We start from the raw sequence: 25028 nt of genomic DNA on the forward strand, positions 1-25028 counted from the left end.
TTGTCTTTTTTATGGTGAGGCGAAAATCAATTCCTGCGAAAACATCATCCCTGTAGGCGCGAGGCTTGCCCGCGAAGGGGGCGATGCGGTCTGTCAGGCAGACCGCGTTATCGTTCTTCGCGGGCAAGCCTCGCGCCTACAGGTCATGCGTTGTCCACAAGTAATGCGTTGAATCAGGCGGCTTGGCGCAACGCCGGTTTACCCAGCGAATCCGTGCCCTTGCTGCGTGCATCCTGCGGGCCGAACACTTCCTTCGGTTCCGGGAACAGGCTCAGCAGCATGAAATACACCAGGGAGGCCAGACCCAGGGTCACCGGCAGGCTGATGTCGATGCCGCCAGCGAGGTTGCCCAGCACACCCACGAACTGCCCCGGCAGGTTCACAAAGCACAAACCCACCAGCGCACTCGGGATCCACGCCCCCAGGCCACGCCAGTTCCAGCCGTGGGTGAACCAGTAGCGGCCACCTTTCTCGCCACGGGTGAACACTTGCAGGTCATCCGGGCAGTAAAAGCCGCGGCGCACCACCAGGCCGATGATCATGATCACCATCCATGGGGTGGTGCAGGTGATGATCAGCACGGCGAAGGTCGACACGCTCTGCACCAGGTTCGCCGCAAAGCGCCCGATAAAGATGAAGGCAATCGACATCACCCCGATCAACAGCGTCGCCTTGACCCGCGATAGCAACCGAGGGAACACGCTGGACATGTCCAACCCGGTGCCATACAGCGAGGTGGTGCCGGTGGACATGCCGCCGATCACCGCAATCAGGCACACCGGCAGGAAGAACCAGCTCGGTGAAACGGCCAGCAGACCGCCGACGTAGTTGTTGGCCGCGATGTAGTCCGGGGCCTTGATCGCCACGATGGTCGCGGTGGTCAGGCCGAACAGGAACGGGATGAAGGTTGCGATCTGCGAGATCACCACCGCCGCCATGATCCGGCCTTTTGGCGTGTCGCGAGGGATGTAGCGCGACCAGTCACCGAGGAACGCCCCGAAGGAAATCGGGTTGCTCATCGCCACCAGCGCAGCGCCGATGAACGCGGCCCAGAAGCCTGGTTGACCCATGCTCACGGTGCCGGCGAAGTTCACATCGAAGGGACCGGCGAAAGCGAAGATGCCCAGCAGGAACAGCAGGCTGGCGCTCCACACCGCGATCTTGTTGACCCACAACAGGAAGCGGAAGCCGTAGATGCACACGGTCAGCACCAGGATCGCGAACAGACCGTAGGCCAGGCCCAGAGTCAGGTCGGTTTCCGGCAGGCCGATCAAGCGTTTTGCACCACCAATCAACGCATCTCCCGAACTCCACACACTGAGCGAGAAGAAGGCGATGGCGGTCAGCAACGACAGGAACGAACCGACGATCCGCCCGTGCACGCCGAAGTGCGCACCGGAAGACACGGCGTTGTTGGTGCCATTGATCGGGCCGAACAGGCCCATCGGCGCGAGGATCAGCGAACCCAGCAACACCCCCAGCACAATCGCCCAGACACCGGCCTGGAACGACAGGCCGAACAGCACCGGGAAACTGCCGAGCACGGCGGTGGCGAAGGTATTGGAACCGCCGAAGATCATCCGGAACAAGTCCGTCGGGCCTGCGGTACGTTCGCTGTCCGGGATCTGTTCGACCCCGTAGGTTTCAATTTGCGTAAGGCTTTGGTCTTTGTCTTTGTTGTTGTTATTCATGATCAGCTCCGATCATAAAGGCGCGCTCATCGTGTGTGAGCGTCACCTGTTTGGCTAAGGGGATGGCAGCCCTTCCGGCATAGCGGACAAATGTTCGTGACAGGCCAGCCAAAGGCCTTGTTGTTCTTTGCGAAAGACGATGGTCTCGCGCTCCTGGCTGAAGTGTTGCTCCCCTTGCATGCGCAGCTCGGTGGCCACGTCATGGATGAAAATCGCCACGTCACCCTGCAGGCTGACAAAGGCGTTGCTTGAAGTGCACGACAGCACTTCGAAGCCATCCTCGGCGCGCCAGGTGTCCCACAACGCCTGGTAGGCATCGCGCGACAGCAGGGGCTGTTCGAGGGTGTAGAACACGAAGCTGGCATCGGCGCTGAAGGCGCCGAAGTAGGCTTCGCGATCATTACGGGCAAAAGCGCTCACCAGATCGGCGGCGGCTTTCAAAACCTGATCGCGTTCGTTCATGACCACTCCTCAGCGGTGGGCCACGCCCGGCAGTACGCAGAGCATTTCGTACAGCAGGTTGGCGGCCAGCAGCGAGGTATTACCGGTGGTGTCATAAGCCGGCGAGACTTCTACCAGATCGCAGCCGACCAGGTCGAGGCCTTGGCAGCCACGCACGATTTCAATTGCCTGAATGGTCGTCAGACCACCGATTTCCGGGGTGCCGGTGCCAGGTGCCCAGGCCGGATCGATGCCGTCGATATCGAAACTCAGGTACACCGGACCGCCGCCGACTTTCTCGCGAACTTCGGCCATTAGCGGCGCCAGGGATTTGTGCCAGCACTCTTCGGCCTGAACCACGCGGAAGCCTTGTTTGCGGCTCCAGTTGAAGTCTTCGGACGTGTAACCCTGGGCGCGCAGGCCAATCTGCACCACGCGGTCGGGGTCCAGAAGACCTTCTTCGACGGCGCGACGGAAGGTGGTGCCGTGGGCGATTTTCTCGCCAAACATGTGATCGTTCACATCGGCGTGAGCGTCGATGTGCACCAGGCCGACCTTGCCGTGCTTTTTATGAATTGCACGCAGGATCGGCAGGGTGATGGTGTGGTCGCCGCCCAGGGTCAGCGGGATCACGTCGTGTTCGAGGATGCTGTGGTAGGACTCTTCAATGATCCGCACGGCGTCCAGCAAATTGAAGGTGTTGATCGCCACGTCACCGATGTCGGCAACCGACAGCGAATCGAACGGCGCAGCGCCGGTGGCCATGTTGTACGGGCGGATCATCACCGATTCGGCGCGGATTTCGCGAGGTCCGAAACGAGTGCCAGGGCGCAGGGAAGTGCCGATGTCCAGCGGCACGCCAATGAAGGCAGCGTCCAGGCCGGCAGCGGTGGTCAAGTGGGGGAGTCGCATCATGGTGGCGATGCCGCCGAAGCGCGGCATTTCGTTGCCGCCCAGTGGTTGGTGAAGAATCTTGTCCACGGGTAAGGCCTCATCGTCGTTGTTTTATTTATGTCGGCGCGCCGTTCACGGGAGAGACGGGCACCGCTGTGGGCCGATAATGCGAAATGTAGTGGGCGGGAAGAATCGCTACGGGCAAATACTTAGTTCAGATTTTTCTAAACTAATGAGAATGACGGCGATAGACTGCGCGGACCCCTGTGGCGAGGGAGCTTGCTCCCGCTGGGCTGCGAAGCGGCCCCAAAACCATTCACCTCTGTGTGTCAGACAGAACGCGTTGTCTGGATTACGACTGCTGCGCAGCCGAGCGGGAGCAAGCTCCCTCGCCACAAAAGCAACAGGCATTACCTTGCGATCGGAGAACCCCATGGCCAACGCTTTACCCGACCTGAAACTATTACGCATCTTCGTCAGCGTGGTCCGTCATCAGGGGTTCGCCAACGCCCAGCAAGAGCTCAACCTCTCGACCTCGGCGATCAGCACCTACATGAGCCAGCTCGAAGCCGCGCTCGGTCTGGTGCTGTGCCATCGCGGGCGCGGTGGGTTCAGCCTGACCAGTAAGGGCGAGTTGTTCCATCAGGAAACCTTGCGGCTATTGGCTGAACTGGAAGGTTTCGAGCAATACGCAGCGGCATTGAAGGGTGAGTTGCGTGGCACTCTGAACCTCGGGGTCATCGATTCCACCGTCAGCGACAAGGCCTTGCCCTTTGCCGAAGCCATCGGCGCCTACAGCCAGGAACACCCGGCAGTGCATTTGCATTTGTCGGTAATGAGTCCCTACGAACTGCAACTCGGCGTGCAGGACAACCGCCTCGACCTGGCCATCGGCGCGTTTTCCACGCGCATGAGCGGCCTGGTGTACATGCCGCTGTACCGCGAACAACACTGGCTGTATTGCAGCAGCCGCCATCCGCTGTTCACCGAGCGGCGCATTCCCGAACAAGTCATCACCCAGCAGCGCATGGTCGGCCGCGGTTACTGGAGCCAGGCGGAATTGGCGCGCCACGGCTTCAAGCACAGTGCCGCCACCGTGGAAAGTATGGAAGCCCAACTGATCCTGGTGCTGTCCGGCGCCTACATCGGTTACTTGCCGGAGCACTACGCCCAGGCCTGGGCTGACAAGGGCGACTTACGGGTGTTGCTGCCAGCAACCTTCGGTTATCAGGCGCCGTTCTCGATGATCGTGCGCCGAGGCCGCAGCCGCGAACCGCTGATCCAGACCTTCCGCGATCTGCTCAAAGCACAGCTTAATCAGGCTTAAGAACATGTCCAGAATCCAATGCCCCCGCTGCCTGCGTCCGCAAAGCCATTGCCTGTGCCCGCTGATCCCGAGCCTCGACAGCCGCACCCGGGTGTTGCTGTTGCAGCATCCCAGTGAAGTGAACCATGCGCTGAACACCGCGCGTCTCGCCGCGTTGGGCTTGAAGAATGCCGAGTTGATCGTCGGTGAGGTGTTCGAGGATTTGCCGGCGCTGCTGAACCCGCCTGGTTATCAGGCGCGGTTGTTGTTTCCTGCCGATGAGGCGCAGCCGTTGCGCAGTTATGCCGAAAACGATCAACCGCTGTTGCTGGTGGTCCCGGACGGCACGTGGCGCAAGGCGCGCAAGATGCTGCACCTCAATCCGTTGCTGGCGGCGTTGCCCCGGGTGACATTGGTCGATGGCGGTGTGTCGCGGTATCGGCTGCGCAAGGCTCCGGGGCCGGGGGCGTTGTCGACGGTGGAGGCGATTGTGCAGGCGTTGCAGACGCTCGAAGCGCCGACGTCGTTCGAGCCGTTGTTGAAGCCGTTCGAGGCGTTGATCGAGGGGCAGATTGCGGCGATGGGGGAGGAGACGTACCAAAAGAATCACGGACAGTGATCACCTGTGGCGAGGGAGCTTGCTCCCGCTGGGCTGCGCAGCAGCCCCAAAACCATCCACCCCGATTTATCAGGAATATTGTGCTGGCAGGTTTTGGGAGCGCTTCGCACTCCAGCGGGAGCAAGCTCCCTCGCCACAGGGAGTGTGAAGCCTACCTTTCGCGCATCGCTTCGGTCCGTGCCTTCAGCACCGGCTTGAGCAGATAATCCAGCACACTTTTCTCCCCGGTAATGATGTCCACCGTCGCCACCATCCCCGGAATGATCAGCAGCGGTTTCACATCCCCGCCCAAGTGATTCTTATCGGTCCTGACCTGAATCAGATAGAAGCTGTTGCCCTTGTCATCGGTAATCGTATCCGCCCCGATCAACTCCAGCTTGGCACTCAGCCCACCATAAATCGTGTAGTCATACGCACTGAACTTGACCATGGCTTTCTGCCCTGGATGCAGGAACGCCACGTCTTGCGGGCGGACCTTGGCTTCGATCAGCAGGTTGTCTTCCAGCGGTACGATTTCCACCATGTCGCTGCCCGGCTGGACCACGCCGCCGATGGTGTTGACCTTCAGCACCTTGATGATCCCGTGCACCGGCGATACCACCGTGGTACGGGTCACCCGGTCGTCGATGGCGATGCTGGAGGCGGTGATTTTCGACAGGTCGGTGCGTTTCTCATTCAGCTCCTTGGCCGCATCCGAGCGGAAGGACTGTTCCGATTCGTCGATCTTGCTTTTGATCTCGTTGATTGCCGATTCCGCCCGAGGAATGGCCAGCGTCGTGGCATTCAGCGAACCGCGAATCTCCACCGCGCTGCGTTTGAGCCGCAGGATTTCCACCGGGGATACCGCCCCGGTGCCCACCAGCGGCGCGGACATGTTCATCTCTTGTTGCAGCAACGCCAGGCTCGAACTGAATTGCCCTTGTTTCGAGCGGAATTCCGCCAGTTCCTGGGTTTTTTGCCGAAGTTGTTCGGTCAAGGTCCGCTGTTCACTGGCCAGGCGCCGTTGCCGTTGCTCGTACAACGAGCGTTCGTCCTCGGCCACTTGCGGTGCTTTGGCGATCACTTCGGGGGAGAGCTTGAACGGTCGTCCTTCAGCCTCGGCGGACAAGCGCTCGACCTGCGCGGTCAACGCATAGCGATCCGCCTCGCTTTCGCCCTTGTTCGACAAAAAACGCGTGTCATCCAGGCGCAGCAGGGTGTCGCCCTTGTTCACCATTTGCCCTTCACGGACGAAAATCTCAGTGACGATGCCGCCCTCCAGGTTCTGGATCACCTGGACCTTGCTCGACGGAATCGCCTTGCCTTCGCCCATGGTCACTTCTTGCAACACTGCAAACTTGGCCCAGACCAGCGCCGAAATCAGCAGCCCGGCCGCGAGCCACACGGTGATCCGCGACAGGCGCGGAGAATCCTGCAACGCCGCGCCGGCGGTTTCCGGCATGTATTCGCTTTCCGCGCTTTTGCTGAAGCTGCCGAAGTAGCCGCGATCCTTTGAAACATCGGACGATGAGCGAGCCATGGGCAACTCCTAGACGGCCGCAGAGCCGACACGGCCCTTGCGCAGTGCATCGATGACCGCTTCTTTCGGACCGTCAGCCACGATCCGCCCGTTGTCCAGCACCACCAGCCGATCCACCAGGCTCAGCATCGAGGTGCGGTGGGTGACCAGCAGCAGGGTTTTGCCCTGGACCCAGCTATGGAGTTTTTGCCGCAGAACGTCTTCGCTGCTGTTGTCCATGGCGCTGGTGGGTTCGTCGAGCAGCATGATTGGCGGGTCGAGCAACAAGGCCCGGGCCAGCAACACTGCCTGACGCTGACCGCCGGACAGCAGTTGTCCGCGTTCACCTACCGGCCGGTCGAAGCCTTGCGGGTGTTGCCGCGCCAGTTCGGTCACGCCGGTCAATTCCGCGACTTCGAGCATCCGCGAATCGCTGACGTAACGGGCGCCGAGGGTCAGGTTGTCGCGCAGGCTGCCGGCCAATAGCGGCAGGTCATGGGCGACGTAGCCGATCTGTTGGCGCAGGTCGGCGACGTCCAGTTGCCGCAGGTCCAGGCCATCGAGCAGCAGTTGGCCTTCTTCCGGTGCGTAGAAACCCATCACCAAACGAGCGAGCGTGCTTTTGCCCGAACCGCTGCGGCCGATGATGCCGATCCGTTCGCCGGGTTTGACGCTGAAACTGATGTTGGCCAGCGCCGGGGCGTTCTGGCCGTTGTAGTGGAAGGTCACACCGCTGACGTCCATCGCGCCTTGCAGTTGCGTGCGTTCCAGTGGGCGTTGTTTCGGATCGCGTTCTTGTGGCAAGGACATCAGCGCATCCGTGCTTTTCATGGTCAGTTGCGCTTGCTGGTAGCGGGTGATCAAACCGGCAATCTGCCCCAGCGGTGCCAGCACGCGGCTGCCGAGCATGTAGGTCGCCACCAGCGCGCCGACGCTGAGGTTGCCGGCGATGATGCTGTAGACCCCGGCGACGATGGTCGCCATGCCGGAGAATTGCTGGATGAACAGCGTGCCGTTGGTCGCCAGCGCCGAGAGGTTGCGCGCATGGCTGTCGAGGCGGGTGAGGGCGCCGTGGGTGCTTTCCCATTTGTGCTGGCGTTCGCTTTCGGCGCTGCACGCTTTCAGGGTTTCCAGGCCGCCGAGGGTTTCGATCAGCAGTGCCTGGCGTTCGGCACCCAGGCTCAGGCTTTTCTGCACGGTGTCGCGCAAACGTACCTGGATCACCATCGCGAAAATGATCGTGATCGGAAACGCCAGCAGCGGAATCACCACCAGCCAGCCACCGAGCAGGCCGATCACCACCAGCATCAATACCGCGAACGGCAGGTCGATCAGGCTGGTCAGGGTCACGGCGGTGAGAAATTCCCGCAGGCCCTGGAAGTCATGGATGCTCTGGGCGAAACCGCCGATGGTCGCCGGCCGGGCTTTCATCGCCATGCCGGTAATGCGTTCGAACAGGGTTGCGGACAGGATCACGTCGGTTTTCTTGCCCGCGGTGTCCAGCAAGTGCGCGCGGACCACCCGCAGCACCAATTCAAAACCGGTGCCGATCAGCAGACCGATAGCCAGCACCCACAAGGTCGAAACCGCCTGGTTCGGCACCACCCGGTCGTAGGTCTGCATCACAAACAGGGGCACCATCAGCCCCAGCAGGTTGATCAGGAAACTGGCGAGGATCGCATCGCTGTACAGCCATTTCGACAGCTTCAGCGTGTCGCGAAACCACGCTTCGACTCGCGGCACCAGCGGCGAGCGCAGGTCTTCGAGTTCATGGCGCGGCCGGGCGAATAACGCCTGGCCACTGTAATTGGCGGTCAGCTCTTCACGGCTGACCCATTGTTCACCGCCCTCGGCTTCGCTGGGCAGGATCAGCAGCTGACCATCCTCGCCAAAGCGGCGCAGCACGGCGGTGCGACCATTGTTCAGGATGAGCAGAACGGGCAGGTTGAGCGCGGAAATATCCGCCAGATCCCGGCGTAACAAACGCGCCTGCAAACCGGCCCTGGCCGCTGCGCGGGGCAGCAGGTCCAGGCTCATGCGTTGCTTGTTCAGGGGCAGGCCGGCACTCAGGCTGGCGCGGCTGACGGCCGCGTCGTGGAGTTTGCAGAGGATCAACAGACCGTCCAGAAGCGGGTCATCGAAGCTCAGGCGCGGATCGACACCAGTGTTGCCGGGTTCCATGCTGGTCAAATTGATCGCTCCTGTTGGCATAGGTAACCACACACCTTCCGACGTAGGAGCTGCCGAAGGCTGCGATCTTTTGATCTTAAAAAATCAAAATCAAAACATCGCAGCCTTCGGCAGCTCCTACGCGGGGGGTTATTTCAGTTCAGGCAAACGCGCTTCGTTTTTCACTTCCGAGGAGGCGATCGCATCGGCGGGCAGCACCACCCGTTGTTTGCTCAGCAACTGACCCATGTTCGCCAGCACGCGGTACATCGAGTACTCCTCGGTGTAGCGCACTTCGGTGTAGCGGCGGTTGGCGTTGTAGAGCTCGTTTTCACTGTCGAGCAAGTCGAGCAGGGTTCGTTGGCCGAGGCCGAACTGGTCCTGATAGGCCGCGCGTACACGTTTGGTGGTTTCGGCATATTCGCGTGCGGTCGGGGTCTGTTTCTTGGCATTGACCATGGCGTTCCAGGCCAGGTGAATGTTCTCGTTGAGTTGGCGCAGGGCGTTGTTGCGGATGTCCATCGCCTGGTTGATCTGGTGCGCATCGGAAGCCAGGCGCGCCTTGTCGCTGCCGCCGCGGAACAGGTTGTAGTTCATCACCACGCCGACGCGCCACTCGTTGTCGTGGCCTTCATCGCCCTGCACGTTGTTGTTCGCGCCCACCGCGGCTTCGGCGTCGAAGCGTGGGTAGAACGGCGACTTGGCGACTTCGTACTGGCTCTCGGCCGATTGCACGTCGGCCTGGGCGGATTTCAGGTACGGGTTGTTTTCGACCATGCTCTGCTGGGCTTCCGGCAGGCTGGTTGGCAATTCGCCGCGGGTCGATGCCGGGGTTTCGAGCTCGTCGGGGATACGCCCGACGACGCTGTAGAAGTTCGACTCGGCGTCGGCCAGGTCGACTTCAGCGGTGTCGAGGTTGTTCTGCGCCAGTGCCCGGCGAGCGGTGGACTGATCGGAGTCGGCGTTGCTGCCGACACCGCGCTGGGTGCGCAGGCCGATCTGGTCGTTGACCCGCATGTGCGCTTGCAGGTTGTTGGTGGCCAGCGTCACCAGCTCGCGGCGCTTGAGCACTTCGAGGTAGACCTCGATGGTGCGCAGGGCCAAATCCTGGGCGGTGCCCTGGGCGTAATAGGCCCGGGAGTTGGACACGCCTTTGGTGCGCTCGACTTCGTTCGCGGTGTTGAACCCGTCGAACAGCATCTGCCGCAGGCGCAATTCAGATTGGGTGTAATTGAGGATTTCGGTGTGGTGGTTGCCGAAGGCCCGGGTGTTGGTGTTATCGCTGTAGCCGCGCCCGTAGGCAGCGTTCAGATCCACCGATGGATAGAAGCCCCCTTTGGCGACTTTCACTTGTTCATCCGCCGACAAGCGCGCGTCCACGCGCGATGCAAGTTCGGGGTGCGTCGCGATGGTGCTTTGGATCGCGTCGGTCAACGACATGGCCTGAGCCTGAGAAGTGCAGGCCATGGCCAGCAAAACCGCGCTGCAGAGGGGGGTTAAAAGGCGCATGGGTACTTCTCCCTGTTTCCTGATGGTGCTTACTTGTCGTCAAATACTTGACGTTTTTTTAGGCGAAACCGTTTCACTCTTGTAACAACAGAGCTAAGAACATTCTAGGGAAAACCTAAGAACTATTTCTCATAAGGCTTATGTCAAAAAAAACTTATGCGCTCTGAAAAATCCAGCACATTGTTCAATCCGAAAGCCCTTGATTTATGAGCCTTAGGGAGCTCCAGAGGGTTTGAGGAAAGTTCCATCCACTTAGCGACATAGGGCGGAGAAGTGCTGGAGGGGAGGGAGGTGGGACGGTTTTGAGGCGACATTTTTTTGTCACTTGAGTGAATCAGGACCGTTACGCATCGCTCGCAGGGAGGTTGTTCCGCAGTGGGAACCCGATGCCATTGATTGCAGAGGGTTTTATGCCGAGCCGAACAAATGGCCCGCGAACGACACGCTTGGCGAGAACGTCGCCAGGAATGCGTTTTACCTTGGTAAACACGTATTCCGGTAGACGATCCGCCAGGCAAGCCCGCTTTCGCCATGAGCACGTTCTTCGCGCAACCAGATGCCGACAGCGGTTGGCAGCGCAGGAGATTTGCACATGGCTACGCTCATTGGGATCGTCAGTAAGGTCATTGGTCAGGTGTTTGCGGTTGCGGCCGACGGTACTCGACGCGCGTTGGTCGAGGGCGACCGGTTGTTTGCCGGCGATCAGTTGGTCACCGGGGCCGAAGGCGCGGTGGCGGTGCATCTGCAAAATGGCCAGGAGCTGACGCTTGGGCGAGGCAGTAGCCTGCAAATGACGTCCCAACTGCTCGCGCATCAGGCGCCCCACGTGGACACCCCTGAAGCGGTGACGCCGACTGAAGCGCAGTTGACCGATGTACAAAAACTCCAGCAAGCCATCGCGGCTGGCGCCGACCCGACCCAAACCGGTGAAGCCACCGCTGCCGGCCCGACGTCGACCGGTGCGCCTGGCGGTGCCTTGGGTGGCGGTCACAGTTTCGTGCTGCTCGAAGAAGTGGGCGGGCGGGTTGATCCGAACATCGGTTTCCCTACCGCCGGGTTTGGCGGCATTCCGGAGTTTCCTGAAGAACGGCACAACGCCGACGTGCAGCAGAACGACAACACCGTGGTGGTGCCACCGGTGAATAACATCGTCACCCTCGGCGGCCTCGACGCCGCGGGCGGTGAACTGACCCTCAACGAAGCCAATCTGCCCGACGGCTCGGCGAGCAATCCGGCGGCCCTGACCCAGAGCGGCACCTTCACCGTGACCGCGCCCGATGGCCTGCTGAGCCTCAGCATCGGCGGCATCAACGTGATCAGCGGCGGGGCGGCCTCGGGCTTCCCGCAATCGATCACCACCCAACTCGGCAACACCCTGACCATCACCGGCTACAACCCGGCCACTGGCGTGGTGAGCTACAGCTACACCCTCAACGGCAACGACACCCATTCGGCCGGCGATGGCGCCAACAACCTCAGCGAACAATTCACCGTGGTCGCCGGGGACACCAATGGCGACACGGCCACCGGTTCCCTGGACATCAACATCACCGACGACGTGCCCAAGGCCGTGGATGACAACAACGGCACCGCATCTGAAACGCTGCTGACGTTGACCGGCAACGTGCTGACCAACGACGTGCAAGGCGCGGATCGCGTGGCCATCGGCCCGAATTCCGGCCCGATCACCCCCGGCACCTTCACCGGCACTTACGGCACTCTGGTGCTGAATGCCAACGGCACTTACACCTACACGCTCAACACCAGCGATGCGGATTTCAAAGCCCTGCACGGCGGCGGCAACGGCACGGAAACCTTCGCCTACACCCTCACTGATTCCGACGGCGACACCAGCACCGCCAACCTGGTGCTGCAGATCCACAACAACGATGACCCGGTCACGCTGGGTGGGTTGAACGTGGAAGGTGGCGAGCTGACGGTTTTCGAGAAAAACCTCAGCCTGGGCAGTGCACCGGATTCCACCGCGTTGACCCAGAGCGGCACCTTCACCATCACGGCGCTGGATGGCGTGCAGACGTTGAGTGTCGGCGGGATCAACGTCGTCAGCGGCGGCGTGGCCGCAGGTTTCCCGCAGTCGATTGCGACCGGGTTGGGCAACACCCTGACCATCACCGGTTTTGATCCAGCCACCGGCGTGGTCAGCTACAGCTACACCTTGAACGGCAACGATGCGCATCCGACGGCCAACGGTGCGAATAACCTGCCTGAGCAATTTGCGGTGACGGTGGTCGATGACAACGGCACCACGGCCAACGGCTCGCTGGACGTCAACGTCATCGACGATGTGCCGAAAGCCATCGACGACAGCAACGCCAGCACTGCGTCTGAAACCTTGCTGACACTGAACGGCAACGTGTTGACCAACGACGTGCAAGGCGCGGATCGCGTAACCACCGGCCCTGTGACGCCCGGCACTTTCACCGGTACTTACGGCACGCTGGTGCTCAACGCCAACGGCACCTACACCTACACGCTCAATACCAGCGATGCGGATTTCAAAGCGCTGCACGGTGGCGGCAACGGCACCGAAAACTTCACCTACACCATTACCGATTCTGACGGTGACACCAGCACTGCCAACCTGGTGCTGCAGATCCACAACAACGACGATCCGGTCATCATCAATGGCCTGAACGTCGAGGGTGGCGAACTCACGGTCTACGAGAAAAACCTCAGCCTCGGCAGCGCGCCCGACAGTACTCAACTGACCCAAAGCGGCACCTTCACCATCACCGCCCTCGATGGCGTGCAAACCCTCACTGTCGGCGGCATCACCGTCGTCAGCGGCGGCGTGGCGGCAGGTTTCCCGCAATCGATCCCGACCGGTTTGGGCAATACGCTGACCATCACTGGGTTTGATGCGACCACCGGCGTGGTCAGCTACAGCTACACCTTGAACGGCAACGATGCGCATCCGACGGCCAACGGTGCGAATAACCTGCCTGAGCAATTTGCAGTGACGGTGGTCGATGACAACGGCACCACGGCCAACGGTTCGCTGGACGTCAACGTCATCGACGATGTACCGAAAGCCATCGACGACAGCAACGCCAGCACGGCTTCGGAAACCTTGCTGACACTGAACGGCAACGTGCTGACCAACGACGTGCAAGGCGCGGATCGCGTGGCCACTGGCCCGGTCACGCCTGGCACTTTCGCCGGCACTTACGGCACCTTAGTGTTGAATGCCAACGGCACCTACACCTACACGCTCAACACCAGCGATGCGGATTTCAAAGCGCTGCACGGCAATGGCAACGGCACCGAAACCTTCGCCTACACGATTACCGATTCTGACGGTGACACCAGCACCGCCAACCTGGTGCTGCAGATCCACAACAACGACGATCCTGTGACCCTCAACGGCCTCGACGTCGTGGGTGGCGAGCTGACGGTCTACGAGAAAAACCTCAGTGACGGCACCAGCCCGAACGCGCCGGCTCTGACTCAGACCGGTTCGTTCACCGTCACCGCACTCGACGGCTTGCAAACCCTCGATGTGGGCGGCATTCATGTGGTGGTCGGTGGCGTGGCGGCGGGCTTCCCGCAATCAATCGTGACCCCGCTCGGCAGTACGCTGACGGTCACTGGTTACGACGCGACCACGGGCGTGGTCAGCTACAGCTACACCCTGGTGGGCACCGAAACCCATCCGAACGCCAATGGCGCCAACAGCATCAGCGAAAACTTCAACGTGGTGGCCACGGACACCGACGGCAGCACGGCCACCAATCAGATCAACGTCAATATCGTCGACGACTTGCCGACAGCCCACCCGGACAGTGCGTCGGTGGCTGAGGGCGGGACGGTGTCGGGCAACGTGCTGGATAACGACATCGGCGGTGCCGATGGCCCCGCGGTGACGGGCGCAGTCGTTGGCGTACGCGCCGGCAGTGACACCTCGACCTCGGCCATCGGTGGCCTGGGCTCGAACATCAACGGCACCTATGGTTACCTGACCCTGGATGCCAACGGCAACGCGGTCTATCACAGCAATCCCAACGCGGTGAACGCCCCGGGCGCCACCGATACCTTTGTCTACACCGTGCGCGATGCCGATGGCGATGAAAGCACCACCACCATCACCATTGACGTGTCGAACAGCTGCATCAAAGCGGTCAGCGATACCGACGTGACCGTCTACGAAAAAGCCCTGGACCTGACCAAAGATGGCCAGGACCTGGCGGCCGGCACCGTCGTCGGCAGCGACCCGACCAGCACCGGCGAAACTGCCAGCGGCACACTGGTGGGCTCGGTCACCGGGGCGATCGGCGCGATCACTTATTCCCTGGTGGGGAGCGCCAATGGCAACTATGGCCAGATTGTGCTCAACCCCAACGGCACCTACACCTACACCCTGACTTCGCCGGCGAGCACCACACCGCATGCCGACGACGGCGCGAATACGCTGACGGAAAGCTTCACCTACCAAGCCACCGATTCCCTGGGCAACATCACCACCAGCACCATCGTCGTGCAGATCGTCGATGACGTGCCAAAAGCGGTAAACGACAGCAACAGTGGTGTGGCCTCAGAGACTGCGTTGACCCTCAATGGCAACGTCCTGACCAACGACATTCAGGGCGCGGACCAGGTTGCCACCGGGCCGAACGCCGGGCCGGTCACCCCCGGCACCTTCACCGGCACTTACGGCACCTTGGTGCTGAATGCCAACGGCACCTACACCTACACGCTGAACACCAACGATGCCGACTTCAAAAACCTGCACGGCGGCGGCAACGGCACGGAGACGTTCGCCTACACCATCACCGACGCGGACGGCGACACCAGCACCGCCAACCTGGTGCTGCAAATCCACAACAACGACGATCCCGTCACCCTCAATGGCCTCAACGTCACCGGCGGCGAGCTGACCGTCTACGAGAAAAACCTCAGCGACGGCACCAGCCCCAACACCCTGGCCCTGACCCAAAACGGCACCTTCACCGTCACCGCGCTGGACGGCTTGCAAACCCTTGATGTCGGCGGCATTCATGTGGTCGCGGGCGGCGTGGCCGCAGGCTTCCCGCAATCGGTCACCACGGCGCTCGGCAGCACGTTCACCGTCACCGGTTACAACGCCACCACCGGCGTGGTCAGCTACAGCTACACCCTGGTGGACAACGAAACCCATCCGACCGCCAACGGCGCCAACAGCATTACCGAGAACATCAACGTGGTGGCCACGGACGCCGACGGCAGCACCGCGTCGGGGCAGATCAACGTCAACATCGTCGATGATTTGCCAACCGCTGCGCCGAACACTGGCACCGTGACCGAAGGCGCAACCGTCAACATCAGCGTGCTCGGCAACGACGTGCTCGGTGCCGATGGCGCAGCGGCCGGCGGGGCGGTAGTCGGCGTGCGCGCCGGCAGCAACACCGCGACTTCGGCGGTGGGCGGCTTGGGCACTAACATCAACGGCACCTACGGCTACCTGACCCTGGATGCGGCGGGCAACGCCGTGTACCACAGCAACCCGAACTCGGTGGGCGTGGCGGGGCGACCGATACGTTCGTCTACACCGTGCGCGATTCCGACGGTGACGAAAGCACCACCACCATCACCATCAACGTCAACGACAGCGGCCTCAAAGCGGTGGTCGATCAGGACGTGACGGTCTTCGAAAAAGCCCTCGACCTGAGCAAGGATGGCCTCGACCTGGCCCCCGGCACAGTCACCGGCAGCGACCCCACCAACACCGGCGAAACGGCCACGGGCACGCTGGTCGGTTCGGTCACCGGCGGCACCGGTCCATTGACTTACAGCGTGGTCGGCAGCGCCACCGGAACCTACGGGCAAATCCTGATCAACCCGGACGGCAGCTACACCTACACCCTGACCTCGGCGCCAAAAACCTCGCCGAACGCTAACGACGGGGCGAACACCCTGAGCGAAAGTTTCACCTACAAAGCCACCGATGCCCTGGGCAACAGCACCACCAGCACCATCGTGGTCAACATCGTCGATGACGTGCCCAAAGCCGTGGCGTCGGACCGTTCGGTCACCGCAGTGGAAATCGATTCCAACCTGCTGCTGGTGATCGATGTCTCCGGCAGTATGGCGGATGCTTCCGGCGTGCCCGGCCTGTCGCGGATAGCCTTGGCGAAGCAGGCGATCAGCGCCTTGCTCGATAAGTACGATGACCTCGGCGACGTGCGAGTGCAGATCGTCACCTTCAGCAGCAGCGCGACCGACAAGACCACAGTCTGGGTCGATGTGGCGACCGCCAAGTCGATCATCGCCTCGCTCACCGCCGGCGGTGGCACCAACTACGACGCGGCGGTCGCGGCGGCGAAACTCGCGTTCGGCACACCGGGGCAACTGACCGGGGCGCAGAACGTCGGGTACTTCTTTTCCGACGGCAAACCCACCTCCGGCCAGGAAACCGGTACGGCGGATGAGGTCGCCTGGAAGGCTTTCCTCGACGCCAACGGCATCAAGAACTATGCAATCGGCCTTGGGAGCGGCGTCAGCAATGCCAACCTCAACCCGCTGGCCTATGACGGCAGCACCCACACCGACACCAACGCGGTGGTGGTGACCGACCTCAACCAGCTCAACTCGGTGCTCTCGGGCACGGTGCAAGGCGCGCCGGTCACCGGCACGTTGCTGGAGGGCGGTTCGTTCGGTGCCGATGGCGGCTTCATCAAAACCATCGTGGTCGACGGCACCACTTACACCTACGACCCGAAAGGCAACAGCAACCAGGGTTCGCTGACCTTCAGCGGCGGCACCAACCATGGCACCTTCAACACTGCCGATAACAGCATCAGCATCGCCACCAACAACAGCGGCACCCTGGTGATCAACCTCGATACCGGTGAATACACCTACACCTCGCAAAAAACCACGGCGGTGGTGATCACTGAAAACATCGGCTTCACCGTGAGCGACAACGACGGCGACCTGGCCAGCTCCACGCTGACGGTCAAAGTCATTCCGAACGCACCACCGGTGGCAGCGGATGACCACATCATCACCAACGTGCTGTCGGGCACCATCGTGGTGCCGGGCGAGCTGCTGCTGGCCAACGACACCGACGCCAATGGCGATCCGATGACGGCCACCCCGACCACGTTCAACACCGGTTGGGCCGCCAAGGGCGCGGACTTCACCGGCACGGGCGCGATCAGCTTCGCCGGCACCGGCAATACCGCCGCCAACCAGGCACTGGCCGATGTGCGTAACGCGTTTGCGGCCAACACGGCAGCGATGACCGCCGTGCTGGTGATCAGCGGCTACCTCGGCACCGTCACCACGGCTAACGCCAACGATGAAGACCTCATCACCGTCAAACTGAAACAAGGCGAAACCCTCAACCTCGACCACAACCTGGCGGCCGGCCACGTGACCATGGAGTACTCGCTCAACGGCGGCGCGTTCGTGAGCATCGCCGATGGCGGGACCATCACCGCGACATCCGATGGCACCTACCAGATCCACGTCACCAACATCACCAACACCAGTGGCAGCAACCCCACGGGGTCCGAGAACTATCAGCTGACCATGACCGTCAACTACGCCGGGGCCCACGATGTCACCCCGGACTACCATGGCACCTACACCGCCAACGACAACCATGGCGGCAGCGACACGGCGAACGTGACCATCAGCTACCAGGACGGCCACACCCTCACCGGCACGGCGGGCGATGACGTGTTGGTCGCGGGCACTGGCAACAATGTCCTCAACGCCGGCGACGGCAACGACGTGCTCACCGCCGGCTCAGGCAACAACGAGTTGCACGGCGGCGCCGGCAATGACTTGTTGTACAGCGGACCGGGCAACGACCTGCTCGACGGCGGCACCGGCACGGACACCGCCAGCTACGCCCACGCCACGGCCGGCGTCACCGTCGACCTGAGCCTGCTCACCGCACAAAACACCCTCGGCGCCGGCACCGACACCCTCACCGGGATCGAGAACCTGACCGGCTCCAACTTCAACGACACCCTGACCGGAGACAACAACAGCAACGTGATCAACGGCGGCCTGGGCAACGACGTGCTCAACGGTGGTGGTGGCGATGACTTCCTGATCGGCGGCCTGGGCAACAACACCCTCACCGGCGGCGCGGGTGCCGACACCTTCCAGTGGCTGGCCGGCAACAGCGGCCACGACGTGGTCACCGACTTCACCCCCGGCACCGACAAACTCGACCTGTCGCAACTGCTGCAAGGCGAAAACGGCACCGCAGCGTCGCTGGATGACTACCTGCACTTCAAAGTCACCGGCAGCGGCGCCACCCTCGTCACCAGCATCGACGTCAGCGCCATGGCCGGCGCCACGCCGAACCAGACCATCGACCTGGCCGGCGTCAACCTGGCCAGCCACTACGGCGTCACACCGGGAGCGGGCGGCGTGGTTGCGGGCGGACATGACACGGCGACCATCATCACCGGCATGCTCAACGATCACTCGTTGAAGGTGGATACGGTTTGATGCGCCAGGGCTGGAACGACGAAACCCGCCATCCTTCGTGAAAGGGGATGGCGGGTTTTAAAGTCAAAAGATCGCAGCCTTCGGCAACTCCTACAGGGATTGGCGTACACCTGGAGCTGCCGAAGGCTGCGATTTTTTGATCTTGATCTCCTACAGGACCAATGATGATGCTGATGACATCACACCTCATGTGGCGAGGGGGCTTGCCCCCGTTCGAGTGCGCAGCGCTCGCAAAGTCGTGAATGTCTTTAGCATTTTGGGGTCGCTTCGCAACCCAACGGGGGCAAGCCCCCTCGCCACAGTTCCGCGCTAGCCTTGCGGGTCGAGGTTATCCAGCGCCCGATTCACCGCCAGTTCGCCGAGCATGATGACCTGCGCGATGCCGAGCAATGTGTGGCGGTGAGGACTTTCCAGGAAGCCTGCAAGATCGTTGGCCATGACATGGGCCGAGGCCAGTGATTCACAGGCGTTGGCCAACAGGCTTTCGGTGTTGATGCCGGGAGCCACCAGGAAAAACAGACTGGGCTTGCGCGGAGGGTTGGGTGTGGCTTTGAACATGGTGATGCTCCTTGATTAATGGAGCCGCCACGGTTCGCGGTCAACCGAATAAGGTGGCAGCTGTACGCGGGTTGACCGACCGGAAATCAAGGAATCCGGCACACCCGAAGGTGTCCCACGCACAGCCACCGCGACACGATATTTCAGACGATTATCTGAAACAGGTCTTGGACGCTGGCGCGCCTTGATTGAGTCGGACGGTCAAATCCGATCGCTGATTTCAGCGACCCGCAAACCTTAAAGCCCGACCCCAAGGCGCACAAGCCGGCGGATTCTGGCGTAGCTGTAGGCAGTGGCGCAAGGATGTGTAGGGTGAGAGGGGTGTCTGGAGATGTCGGTTAAACAGTGTTGTTTAAATTTCACTGATGGGATGTTTTCAGGCATGCACAGACAGCGAGTGGCGTATCGCAGTGGAAAAAGGCAGGTGCGCAGTTTTTTGAATTTCCTCGTCGAGGAACGCCTGCAAACCTTCAATCTCTGGATCTTCTGTAAACATATCCAAAAGGGCTTGGGCAGTATCCAGATGAGGGCGTACGGCTTCCCGTCTCATTTGACGAAGCGCACCGTTTTCAGCATTCAGATTGAAAATGCGCAGGGTTTGCACCGCCCTATGACGAGATGCATCGTCGATGCCTGCACGCACGGCAATGGTTCCGTCGCTGACAAAAACGAAGTAATCATCAGGATCGTCATCATCCGGCTTGATCAGAACAGCGTGGTCATAGGCACCGTAATGGTCTTTGAATTTTCCGCACGACGCTTCACGGTTGCATGAGCCAAACAGGTTGCTCCAAGCAAAGGTGCCTTGCGGGAATCTGTCCCGCTGTCGGAAATGCTCCAGGTGTGCATTGTCGCGACTGCTGATATCGGCTTCGCAATAGGCACAGCGATTATCGTGCACCGTCTCAAGTTGTTCCCAGATTTGCCCTCGTTCCTCTCTAGTGGGCGATTCCGGTGACCACTTGTGAACACCGTGTTGATAGCGGGTCAAGCAACGTGGTCCTTCACCCCGAACAAGCTTGCGCATGTACCGATTTCCTTCGCTTACTGTTTGGCTTGTTTACGTTTGAACATTTGCAACCTGATCAACCTTTCGCAATCCAGCATGTCAGGGTGTTGAACCCCGAAATGTGCATCAAGGTACTTACGTAGCACTACCCCATCCTCTGACTCATGCAAGTTCTGCTCAATCAAAGCCAGATAGGCGCTCAGTTTGTTCGCAGGCTCATTGTCAGGTGTCGGGTCAATCTGCATGACGTGAGCCAGAACCTGAGAGCTGGCAACGCCTTGGGTCTGTTGCTCGACGTTGCTGATCGTGACGCGTTGGCCATGACCATTTTCGTCGCTCACTGTTTGCAGAACGCGAATACAGTGCGCCGGCACCGATGTGATGACTTGAGGGCTGTGGGTGGTGACGATGAACTGGATGCGTGGGAACGCCCGGAGCAAGTCGGGAATGACGGTCTGCTGCCACGCTGGATGAAGGTGCATGTCCACTTCGTCGATCAACACGATCCCAGTGCTGTCCTCGCAGGCGAGCAAACCCAAATGAGGATTGAGTTTGACGCAGCGATACGCGATGTCGGCCGTCAGGGCGACGATGTTGCGTATGCCGTCGCTGAGTTGGCTGACTTTCAAAATGCCGTGAACAGGATGCTCCAGCACCAGGTCGGCGAATTCGCTGCTGTAGGCCAGATCTCGCCACCCGGTTTGGGATTCAAGGATCGCATTGACCGCGTTTTGCACCGCTTTCACCGGGTGCACAATCTCGTCTTTCAGATTGAAGCTGGATTGACCGCGTTCAAGGCTGCGAATTTGTTCCTCTCGGTAGCTGAGAAAAATACGTGTGTACCATTTAGCGAAATTTTTGTAACTGGAGGTGATATCAAGGCAATCCTGATAGCCGAAGGTTCTGGAGTATTCGGAGTTATCGATTTTTTGAAAAGTTGGAGGTTTATGACTCCAAAGGCGCCCGGTGCCGTAATACGCTAGAACAGGTAAGTCGGGCGTTTCGGGGGCGCCAATCAGAGCACTTTTAAAAACCCCTATTTGAAGAGTTTTAGCAGCGTGCTCCAGCTTTCTGGCGCCAGTGTCACTTTTGTTTTTCGTGCCTTTTCGGATGCTGTCCCGACTGCGTGACCAGCGCCAGTCCGCGTTCTGAAAGCTAGCCTGTGCTGTCAGCCGAGCGGGAAGAGATGGTTCCATCTGATGCGCTTTGAGTGGCCGTAGAAAAACGTCGTCAGGTTGAATGCTGGTCAATGTGGATCTGCCGAGATCGAAACCACGGATGTACGGCCACAACACAACCTTGATCGCGTCCAGCAAACTGGTCTTGCCCTGACCATTGCGCGCAACCAACAACGTCAATTGCTCATCAAGCTCTAGCGTCAGCGCGGGGAAGCAACGATAGTTTTCCAGCTCCAGCCTGATCAGTTTCACAGACTTTCCTCCATGTGGACCGATGCCAGGCTGCGGCAGAGGTGATGTTCCTTGGGGAACAGATAATGGCGCGAATTCTACTGTGAATAAAAACACGTGAACACCACGGACACATGGCTTTGCACAATCACATCGGCTCCGGCGGCCCGATCAACCGCCCCATGACACCAAACAGCCCCAGCGACTTGATCTCCGCCAACTCTCCCTGCGTTTCAACCCTCTCCGCAATCAACGGCAGATCAATGCTGTTGGTTGCCCTGTATATCGCTTCAATGAACAGCCGCTTATCACTGTGTTCATCAATCCCCCGAATGTAGCTCCCGTCAATCTTCAGGTACGCCAATCCCAGCTGAGTGAGGTTGCCGATCTGGCTAAAACTCCCGCCAAAATGCTGTAACCCGATGCGATACCCCGTGTTGAGCAAGCTGTGGCTCAGGCGCTGCAATTCGTCCGGGGGCGGGAGTTGGCGTTCGTCGATTTCCAGGATCAGCAGCGGCGCGAGTTCCGGCAGGGAGTCGAGAGACTGCACGATCTGTTGCAACGAGGCCGGATCGCGCAGGGTGGTGCCGGACAGGCTCAGTGCCAGGGGCCAGCGATTGACCGCAAGGTAGTCGAGGGTGGCGTCGAGCATGGCGAGGTCGAAGCGGGCCGACCAGCCGAGGCGTTCGATCCACGGCAGGAAGTGGCCGGCGGCAATCGCTTCGCCCTGTGGGTCGAGCAGGCGCGCGAGGACTTTGTGGTGCAGCACCTGGCTGGTGTCGACGCATTGCACCACCGGTTGGAAATACAGTTGCAGCTTGCCGTGGGTCAGGGCGTCGTCGATCCAGTTGCGCCAGTCGTGTTGGGACTGGTTCGGCGCGGTGCTGGAATGATCCAGATGCGCCCACGGCCGCTCGGGGTGTTGCTGGGCCTGGGTCAGGGCCTGATCGAGGCGCAGCAGCACCTCGCCGGCCGGCTCGCCCGGTTGGTAGGCGACGATGCCCAGGTGCGCCACCGGCATGCTGTCGCTGGCACCGGTCAGGCGCAGGTTTTCCAGGGTGGCGCTGATTTCGGCGCACAGGCGCGCGGCGTCCTTGTCGTCCAGGCCCGGGGTCAGCAGGCTGAACTCGCCGCCGCGATTGCGCGCTGCCAGCCAGGTCCGACGCTCCGGGATTTGCGTCAGGCGTTTGAGCAACTCGGCGACGGCACCGATCAAGGCATCAGTGCGCTGGCCGCCCAGGCGTTGGTTGAGGCCCGCCAAGTCGTTGATCCGCAGCATCAGCAAGTGGCCGTCACTGCTCTGTTCGCTGACCAGCAAGTGATCGGCCAGTTGCTCGTCCAGCAAGCGTCGGTTGGCCAGTCCCGTGAGGTTGTCCTGATAGGAATCGGCCCGCAGCTTTTCACTGCGCGCCGCCTCTTCGGCGAACAGCGCCTTGAGCTTCTCGACCATCTGATTCATCGCCAGCACCACCCGTTTCAGTTCCGGCGTGCGTGGCAGTTTGGGTAGGCTGAGAAATTCCCGTTTGCTGATGGCTTCGGCCTGTTTGACCATCGTGTCCAGCGGGCGCAATTGCCGGCGCAGCAACCAGCCGCCGAACATCGCACTGACCACGCCGCACAGCAGCAGCCAGGCCAAACTGCCGAGGGTGCTGTCCCAGAGCTTGGCCAGTGCGAACTGCGGATTGCTCAACACTTCGACCCGCGCCACTTGCTCCCAGCCGCGCATGATCAGCGCATCGCCCCCTTGCGCGTGCAGGTTCACCAGGCGCACGAACCAGTCGGGTACACCCTCGATCCGCGCCGGAGCGTCACGTTCCACCAGCACCTGTTCATCGGCGATGTTGACCACGCGGATGCTGCTGAAATAGCCACTGTCGAAAATCGAGCTGACCATCAACTCGATCATCGCCGGGTCGTCGATCTGCGTGGTCAGCGACAGCCCCAGCGCGGTGGCGGCGTCCTGGGCGTGGGAGCGCAATTGTCCGAGCATTTGCTCGCGCGAGCTTTCCAGGCCGACAAAAAAACTGCCGCTGAACGCCACCAGCAGAAACAGGCAAATGGCGAGAAACAATTGTTTGCGCAGTGACATAAAACGCTCCTTGCTCTGGCGGCTAGCCGTCGCCCACGGCGAACCCTTCGGCCTGCATTTTTTTCAACACGTCTTGCCAGCGCGATAGCTTCTTCGAGTCGCTGCTGCGCTTGCCGCCATTGGCGCCCGGCAGGTACAGGCCTTCGGCGTTGAAGGCATACACCGGCAGCAGGTCTTTGCGCTGCGAGGCAGGGCGGATCTCGCCGATCAGGTTGTCCAGCACCAGCGGATCCGCCGTGGGGCTGCTGTAGAAGGTCAGCACCATGTGCGCCTGGTTCTGGGTCAGGGCCTTGACGTAGGTGATGCGCAGTTTTTCGCTGGGAACCCCGAGCTGACGCAGGCTGAAATATTTCGCCAAGGCGTAGTCCTCGCAGTCGCCGGCGCCCTTGATCAGGGATTCTTCTGGCGTGGCCCAGTAATCGATCTGCTGCCAGATGCGACTGTCGTCTTGAAAACTCAGTTGCTGATTGAAGAAGCGATTGACCGCGTTCAGTTGCTCGCGCTCTGGCTGGTTGCGTTCACCTTGCAGCATCTGGTTCCAGGCCTTGATCCGCCCCTGGGCCGGGCCGAGGGCGCCGTAGCGTTTTTCGGCGGTTTGCAGGATCAGTCCGAAATCCCAGTCGGCGCAGACTCGGCCCAGCCCGGCCAGCAAAAAAAACGCCAGCAGCCCGCCGCCGAACCGAAGTCGGAGCGCTGGCCATCCTGGACTACGCCGACTGCAAGACATGTCTGGCTGCTCGGGTGCAGATGACTGGAGTTTAGGTGGTGTTTTGGCTGGGGGAGGGTTGATCGTCGGCTTGCAGTGAACCCTGTGGCGAGGGGGCTTGCCCCCGTTCGGTTGCGCAGCAGTCGTAAAACCAGCCGGCATGGTGTGTCAGAAGAAACCGGGTTGCAGGGGTTGGGGTCGCTTCGCAACCCAACGGGGGCATGCCCCCTCGCCACAAAAGCCCTTTACCACGGAGACAGGATCAGGGTTTTTGCAGGGTTTTCTGCTTGAGGATGTAAACCGTGACCAGCACCGCACTGGTCAACATAAACCCCCGCGCCCAAGGCAATGGCACCAGGTAGCAGGAGAACAGAATGCTCACCCACATCAGGCCGATGGCGTAGACCTTGCCCTTGAGCGGGATACCGTTGCCGTCCAGGTAGTCGCGAATCCACGGTCCAAGCCGTGGGTGCTCGACCAGCCATTGGTAGAAACGCGGCGAACTGCGTGCGAAACAGGCGGCGGCCAGCAGCAGGAACGGCGTGGTGGGCAATACCGGCAGGAAAATCCCGATCACCCCCAACGCCACGCTCAGCCAGCCGATGGCCAGCAGCACGTAGCGCAACATCAGGGAGCGGTGGCCTATGGGGTTGTCCATAGGCAA

Annotated in this window: 14 protein-coding genes and 1 pseudogene; 3 read left to right on the forward strand and 12 right to left on the reverse strand. The window is 60.9% G+C overall.

Translation table 11 applies throughout. The features are described 5' to 3' along the window. Positions 1-173: 173 nt before the first annotated feature. The 3 genes from ACY4LX_RS09055 to speB are packed head-to-tail and all read right to left on the reverse strand — an operon-like array spanning position 174 to position 3113. Positions 174-1691 (reverse strand): purine-cytosine permease family protein, encoded by a 1518-nt coding sequence (locus tag ACY4LX_RS09055; protein WP_463259722.1) that lies wholly within the window; start codon positions 1689-1691, stop codon positions 174-176. Positions 1692-1745: 54 nt separating this feature from the next. Next, positions 1746-2153 carry a YybH family protein gene (locus ACY4LX_RS09060; protein WP_149657086.1) on the reverse strand — a complete coding sequence of 136 codons (408 nt, stop codon included), beginning with the start codon at positions 2151-2153 and terminating at the stop codon, positions 1746-1748. Between the two features lie 9 nt (positions 2154-2162). Further along, entirely contained in the window at positions 2163-3113 is a 951-nt protein-coding gene (gene speB / locus ACY4LX_RS09065) for an agmatinase (protein ID WP_054049162.1), read from the reverse strand. Positions 3114-3459: 346 nt separating this feature from the next. On the opposite strand from speB, the gene ACY4LX_RS09070 reads away from it, so the two are divergent. Next, positions 3460-4353: a LysR family transcriptional regulator gene (locus ACY4LX_RS09070; RefSeq protein WP_008013540.1), complete on the forward strand. Its 894-nt coding sequence runs from the start codon at positions 3460-3462 to the stop codon at positions 4351-4353. Positions 4354-4357: 4 nt separating this feature from the next. Then, positions 4358-4951: a tRNA-uridine aminocarboxypropyltransferase gene (locus tag ACY4LX_RS09075; protein WP_463259723.1), complete on the forward strand. Its 594-nt coding sequence runs from the start codon at positions 4358-4360 to the stop codon at positions 4949-4951. 151 nt (positions 4952-5102) lie between these two features. On the opposite strand, the gene ACY4LX_RS09080 is transcribed toward ACY4LX_RS09075, so the two are convergent. From ACY4LX_RS09080 to ACY4LX_RS09090, 3 genes are all read right to left on the reverse strand, one after another. Next, positions 5103-6470, reverse strand: a complete 1368-nt coding sequence (locus ACY4LX_RS09080) for an HlyD family type I secretion periplasmic adaptor subunit (RefSeq protein ID WP_133839208.1) — start codon at positions 6468-6470, stop codon at positions 5103-5105. Between the two features lie 9 nt (positions 6471-6479). Beyond that, a complete protein-coding gene (locus ACY4LX_RS09085) occupies positions 6480-8639 on the reverse strand; it encodes a type I secretion system permease/ATPase (protein ID WP_149657084.1) in 2160 nt (719 codons plus the stop codon). 129 nt (positions 8640-8768) lie between these two features. Further along, complete coding sequence (locus ACY4LX_RS09090; protein WP_149657083.1) at positions 8769-10127, reverse strand: TolC family outer membrane protein; 1359 nt, start codon at positions 10125-10127, stop codon at positions 8769-8771. A gap of 592 nt (positions 10128-10719) precedes the next feature. Between ACY4LX_RS09090 and ACY4LX_RS09095 the strand changes: the two are divergent. Beyond that, a pseudogene (locus ACY4LX_RS09095) lies at positions 10720-18593 on the forward strand (retention module-containing protein). Between the two features lie 309 nt (positions 18594-18902). On the opposite strand, the gene ACY4LX_RS09100 reads toward ACY4LX_RS09095, so the two are convergent. The 6 genes from ACY4LX_RS09100 to ACY4LX_RS09125 form a co-directional block, all read right to left on the reverse strand. Then, on the reverse strand, positions 18903-19151 hold the full coding sequence (locus tag ACY4LX_RS09100) for a DUF6124 family protein (protein WP_463259724.1): 249 nt from the start codon (positions 19149-19151) through the stop codon (positions 18903-18905). A 376-nt stretch (positions 19152-19527) separates the two neighbouring features. Then, positions 19528-20178, reverse strand: a complete 651-nt coding sequence (ptuB, locus tag ACY4LX_RS09105) for a retron Ec78 anti-phage system effector HNH endonuclease PtuB (protein ID WP_463259725.1) — start codon at positions 20176-20178, stop codon at positions 19528-19530. 17 nt (positions 20179-20195) lie between these two features. Next, a complete protein-coding gene (locus tag ACY4LX_RS09110; RefSeq protein ID WP_463259726.1) occupies positions 20196-21590 on the reverse strand; it encodes an AAA family ATPase in 1395 nt (464 codons plus the stop codon). Between the two features lie 127 nt (positions 21591-21717). Next, positions 21718-23658, reverse strand: coding sequence for a cyclic di-GMP receptor LapD (lapD, locus tag ACY4LX_RS09115; protein WP_463259727.1), 1941 nt, complete (start codon positions 23656-23658; stop codon positions 21718-21720). 22 nt (positions 23659-23680) lie between these two features. After that, on the reverse strand, positions 23681-24385 hold the full coding sequence (gene lapG / locus ACY4LX_RS09120; protein WP_463259728.1) for a cysteine protease LapG: 705 nt from the start codon (positions 24383-24385) through the stop codon (positions 23681-23683). A 241-nt stretch (positions 24386-24626) separates the two neighbouring features. Then, on the reverse strand, positions 24627-25022 hold the full coding sequence (locus tag ACY4LX_RS09125; RefSeq protein ID WP_149657079.1) for a YbaN family protein: 396 nt from the start codon (positions 25020-25022) through the stop codon (positions 24627-24629). Between the last annotated feature and the right edge of the window lie 6 nt (positions 25023-25028).

Source organism: Pseudomonas sp. Emmai (genome assembly GCF_055179735.1).

What these genes read in the sequence shown, in the direction of transcription:
- ACY4LX_RS09055 (WP_463259722.1), bottom strand. Translation starts at nt 1,691, where the DNA reads ATGAATAACAACAACAAAGACAAAGACCAAAGCCTTACGCAAATTGAA.
- ACY4LX_RS09060 (WP_149657086.1), bottom strand. Translation starts at nt 2,153, where the DNA reads ATGAACGAACGCGATCAGGTTTTGAAAGCCGCCGCCGATCTGGTGAGC.
- ACY4LX_RS09070 (WP_008013540.1), top strand. Translation starts at nt 3,460, where the DNA reads ATGGCCAACGCTTTACCCGACCTGAAACTATTACGCATCTTCGTCAGC.
- ACY4LX_RS09075 (WP_463259723.1), top strand. Translation starts at nt 4,358, where the DNA reads ATGTCCAGAATCCAATGCCCCCGCTGCCTGCGTCCGCAAAGCCATTGC.
- ACY4LX_RS09080 (WP_133839208.1), bottom strand. Translation starts at nt 6,470, where the DNA reads ATGGCTCGCTCATCGTCCGATGTTTCAAAGGATCGCGGCTACTTCGGC.
- ACY4LX_RS09090 (WP_149657083.1), bottom strand. Translation starts at nt 10,127, where the DNA reads ATGCGCCTTTTAACCCCCCTCTGCAGCGCGGTTTTGCTGGCCATGGCC.
- ACY4LX_RS09100 (WP_463259724.1), bottom strand. Translation starts at nt 19,151, where the DNA reads ATGTTCAAAGCCACACCCAACCCTCCGCGCAAGCCCAGTCTGTTTTTC.
- ptuB (WP_463259725.1), bottom strand. Translation starts at nt 20,178, where the DNA reads ATGCGCAAGCTTGTTCGGGGTGAAGGACCACGTTGCTTGACCCGCTAT.
- lapD (WP_463259727.1), bottom strand. Translation starts at nt 23,658, where the DNA reads ATGTCACTGCGCAAACAATTGTTTCTCGCCATTTGCCTGTTTCTGCTG.
- lapG (WP_463259728.1), bottom strand. Translation starts at nt 24,385, where the DNA reads ATGTCTTGCAGTCGGCGTAGTCCAGGATGGCCAGCGCTCCGACTTCGG.
- ACY4LX_RS09125 (WP_149657079.1), bottom strand. Translation starts at nt 25,022, where the DNA reads ATGGACAACCCCATAGGCCACCGCTCCCTGATGTTGCGCTACGTGCTG.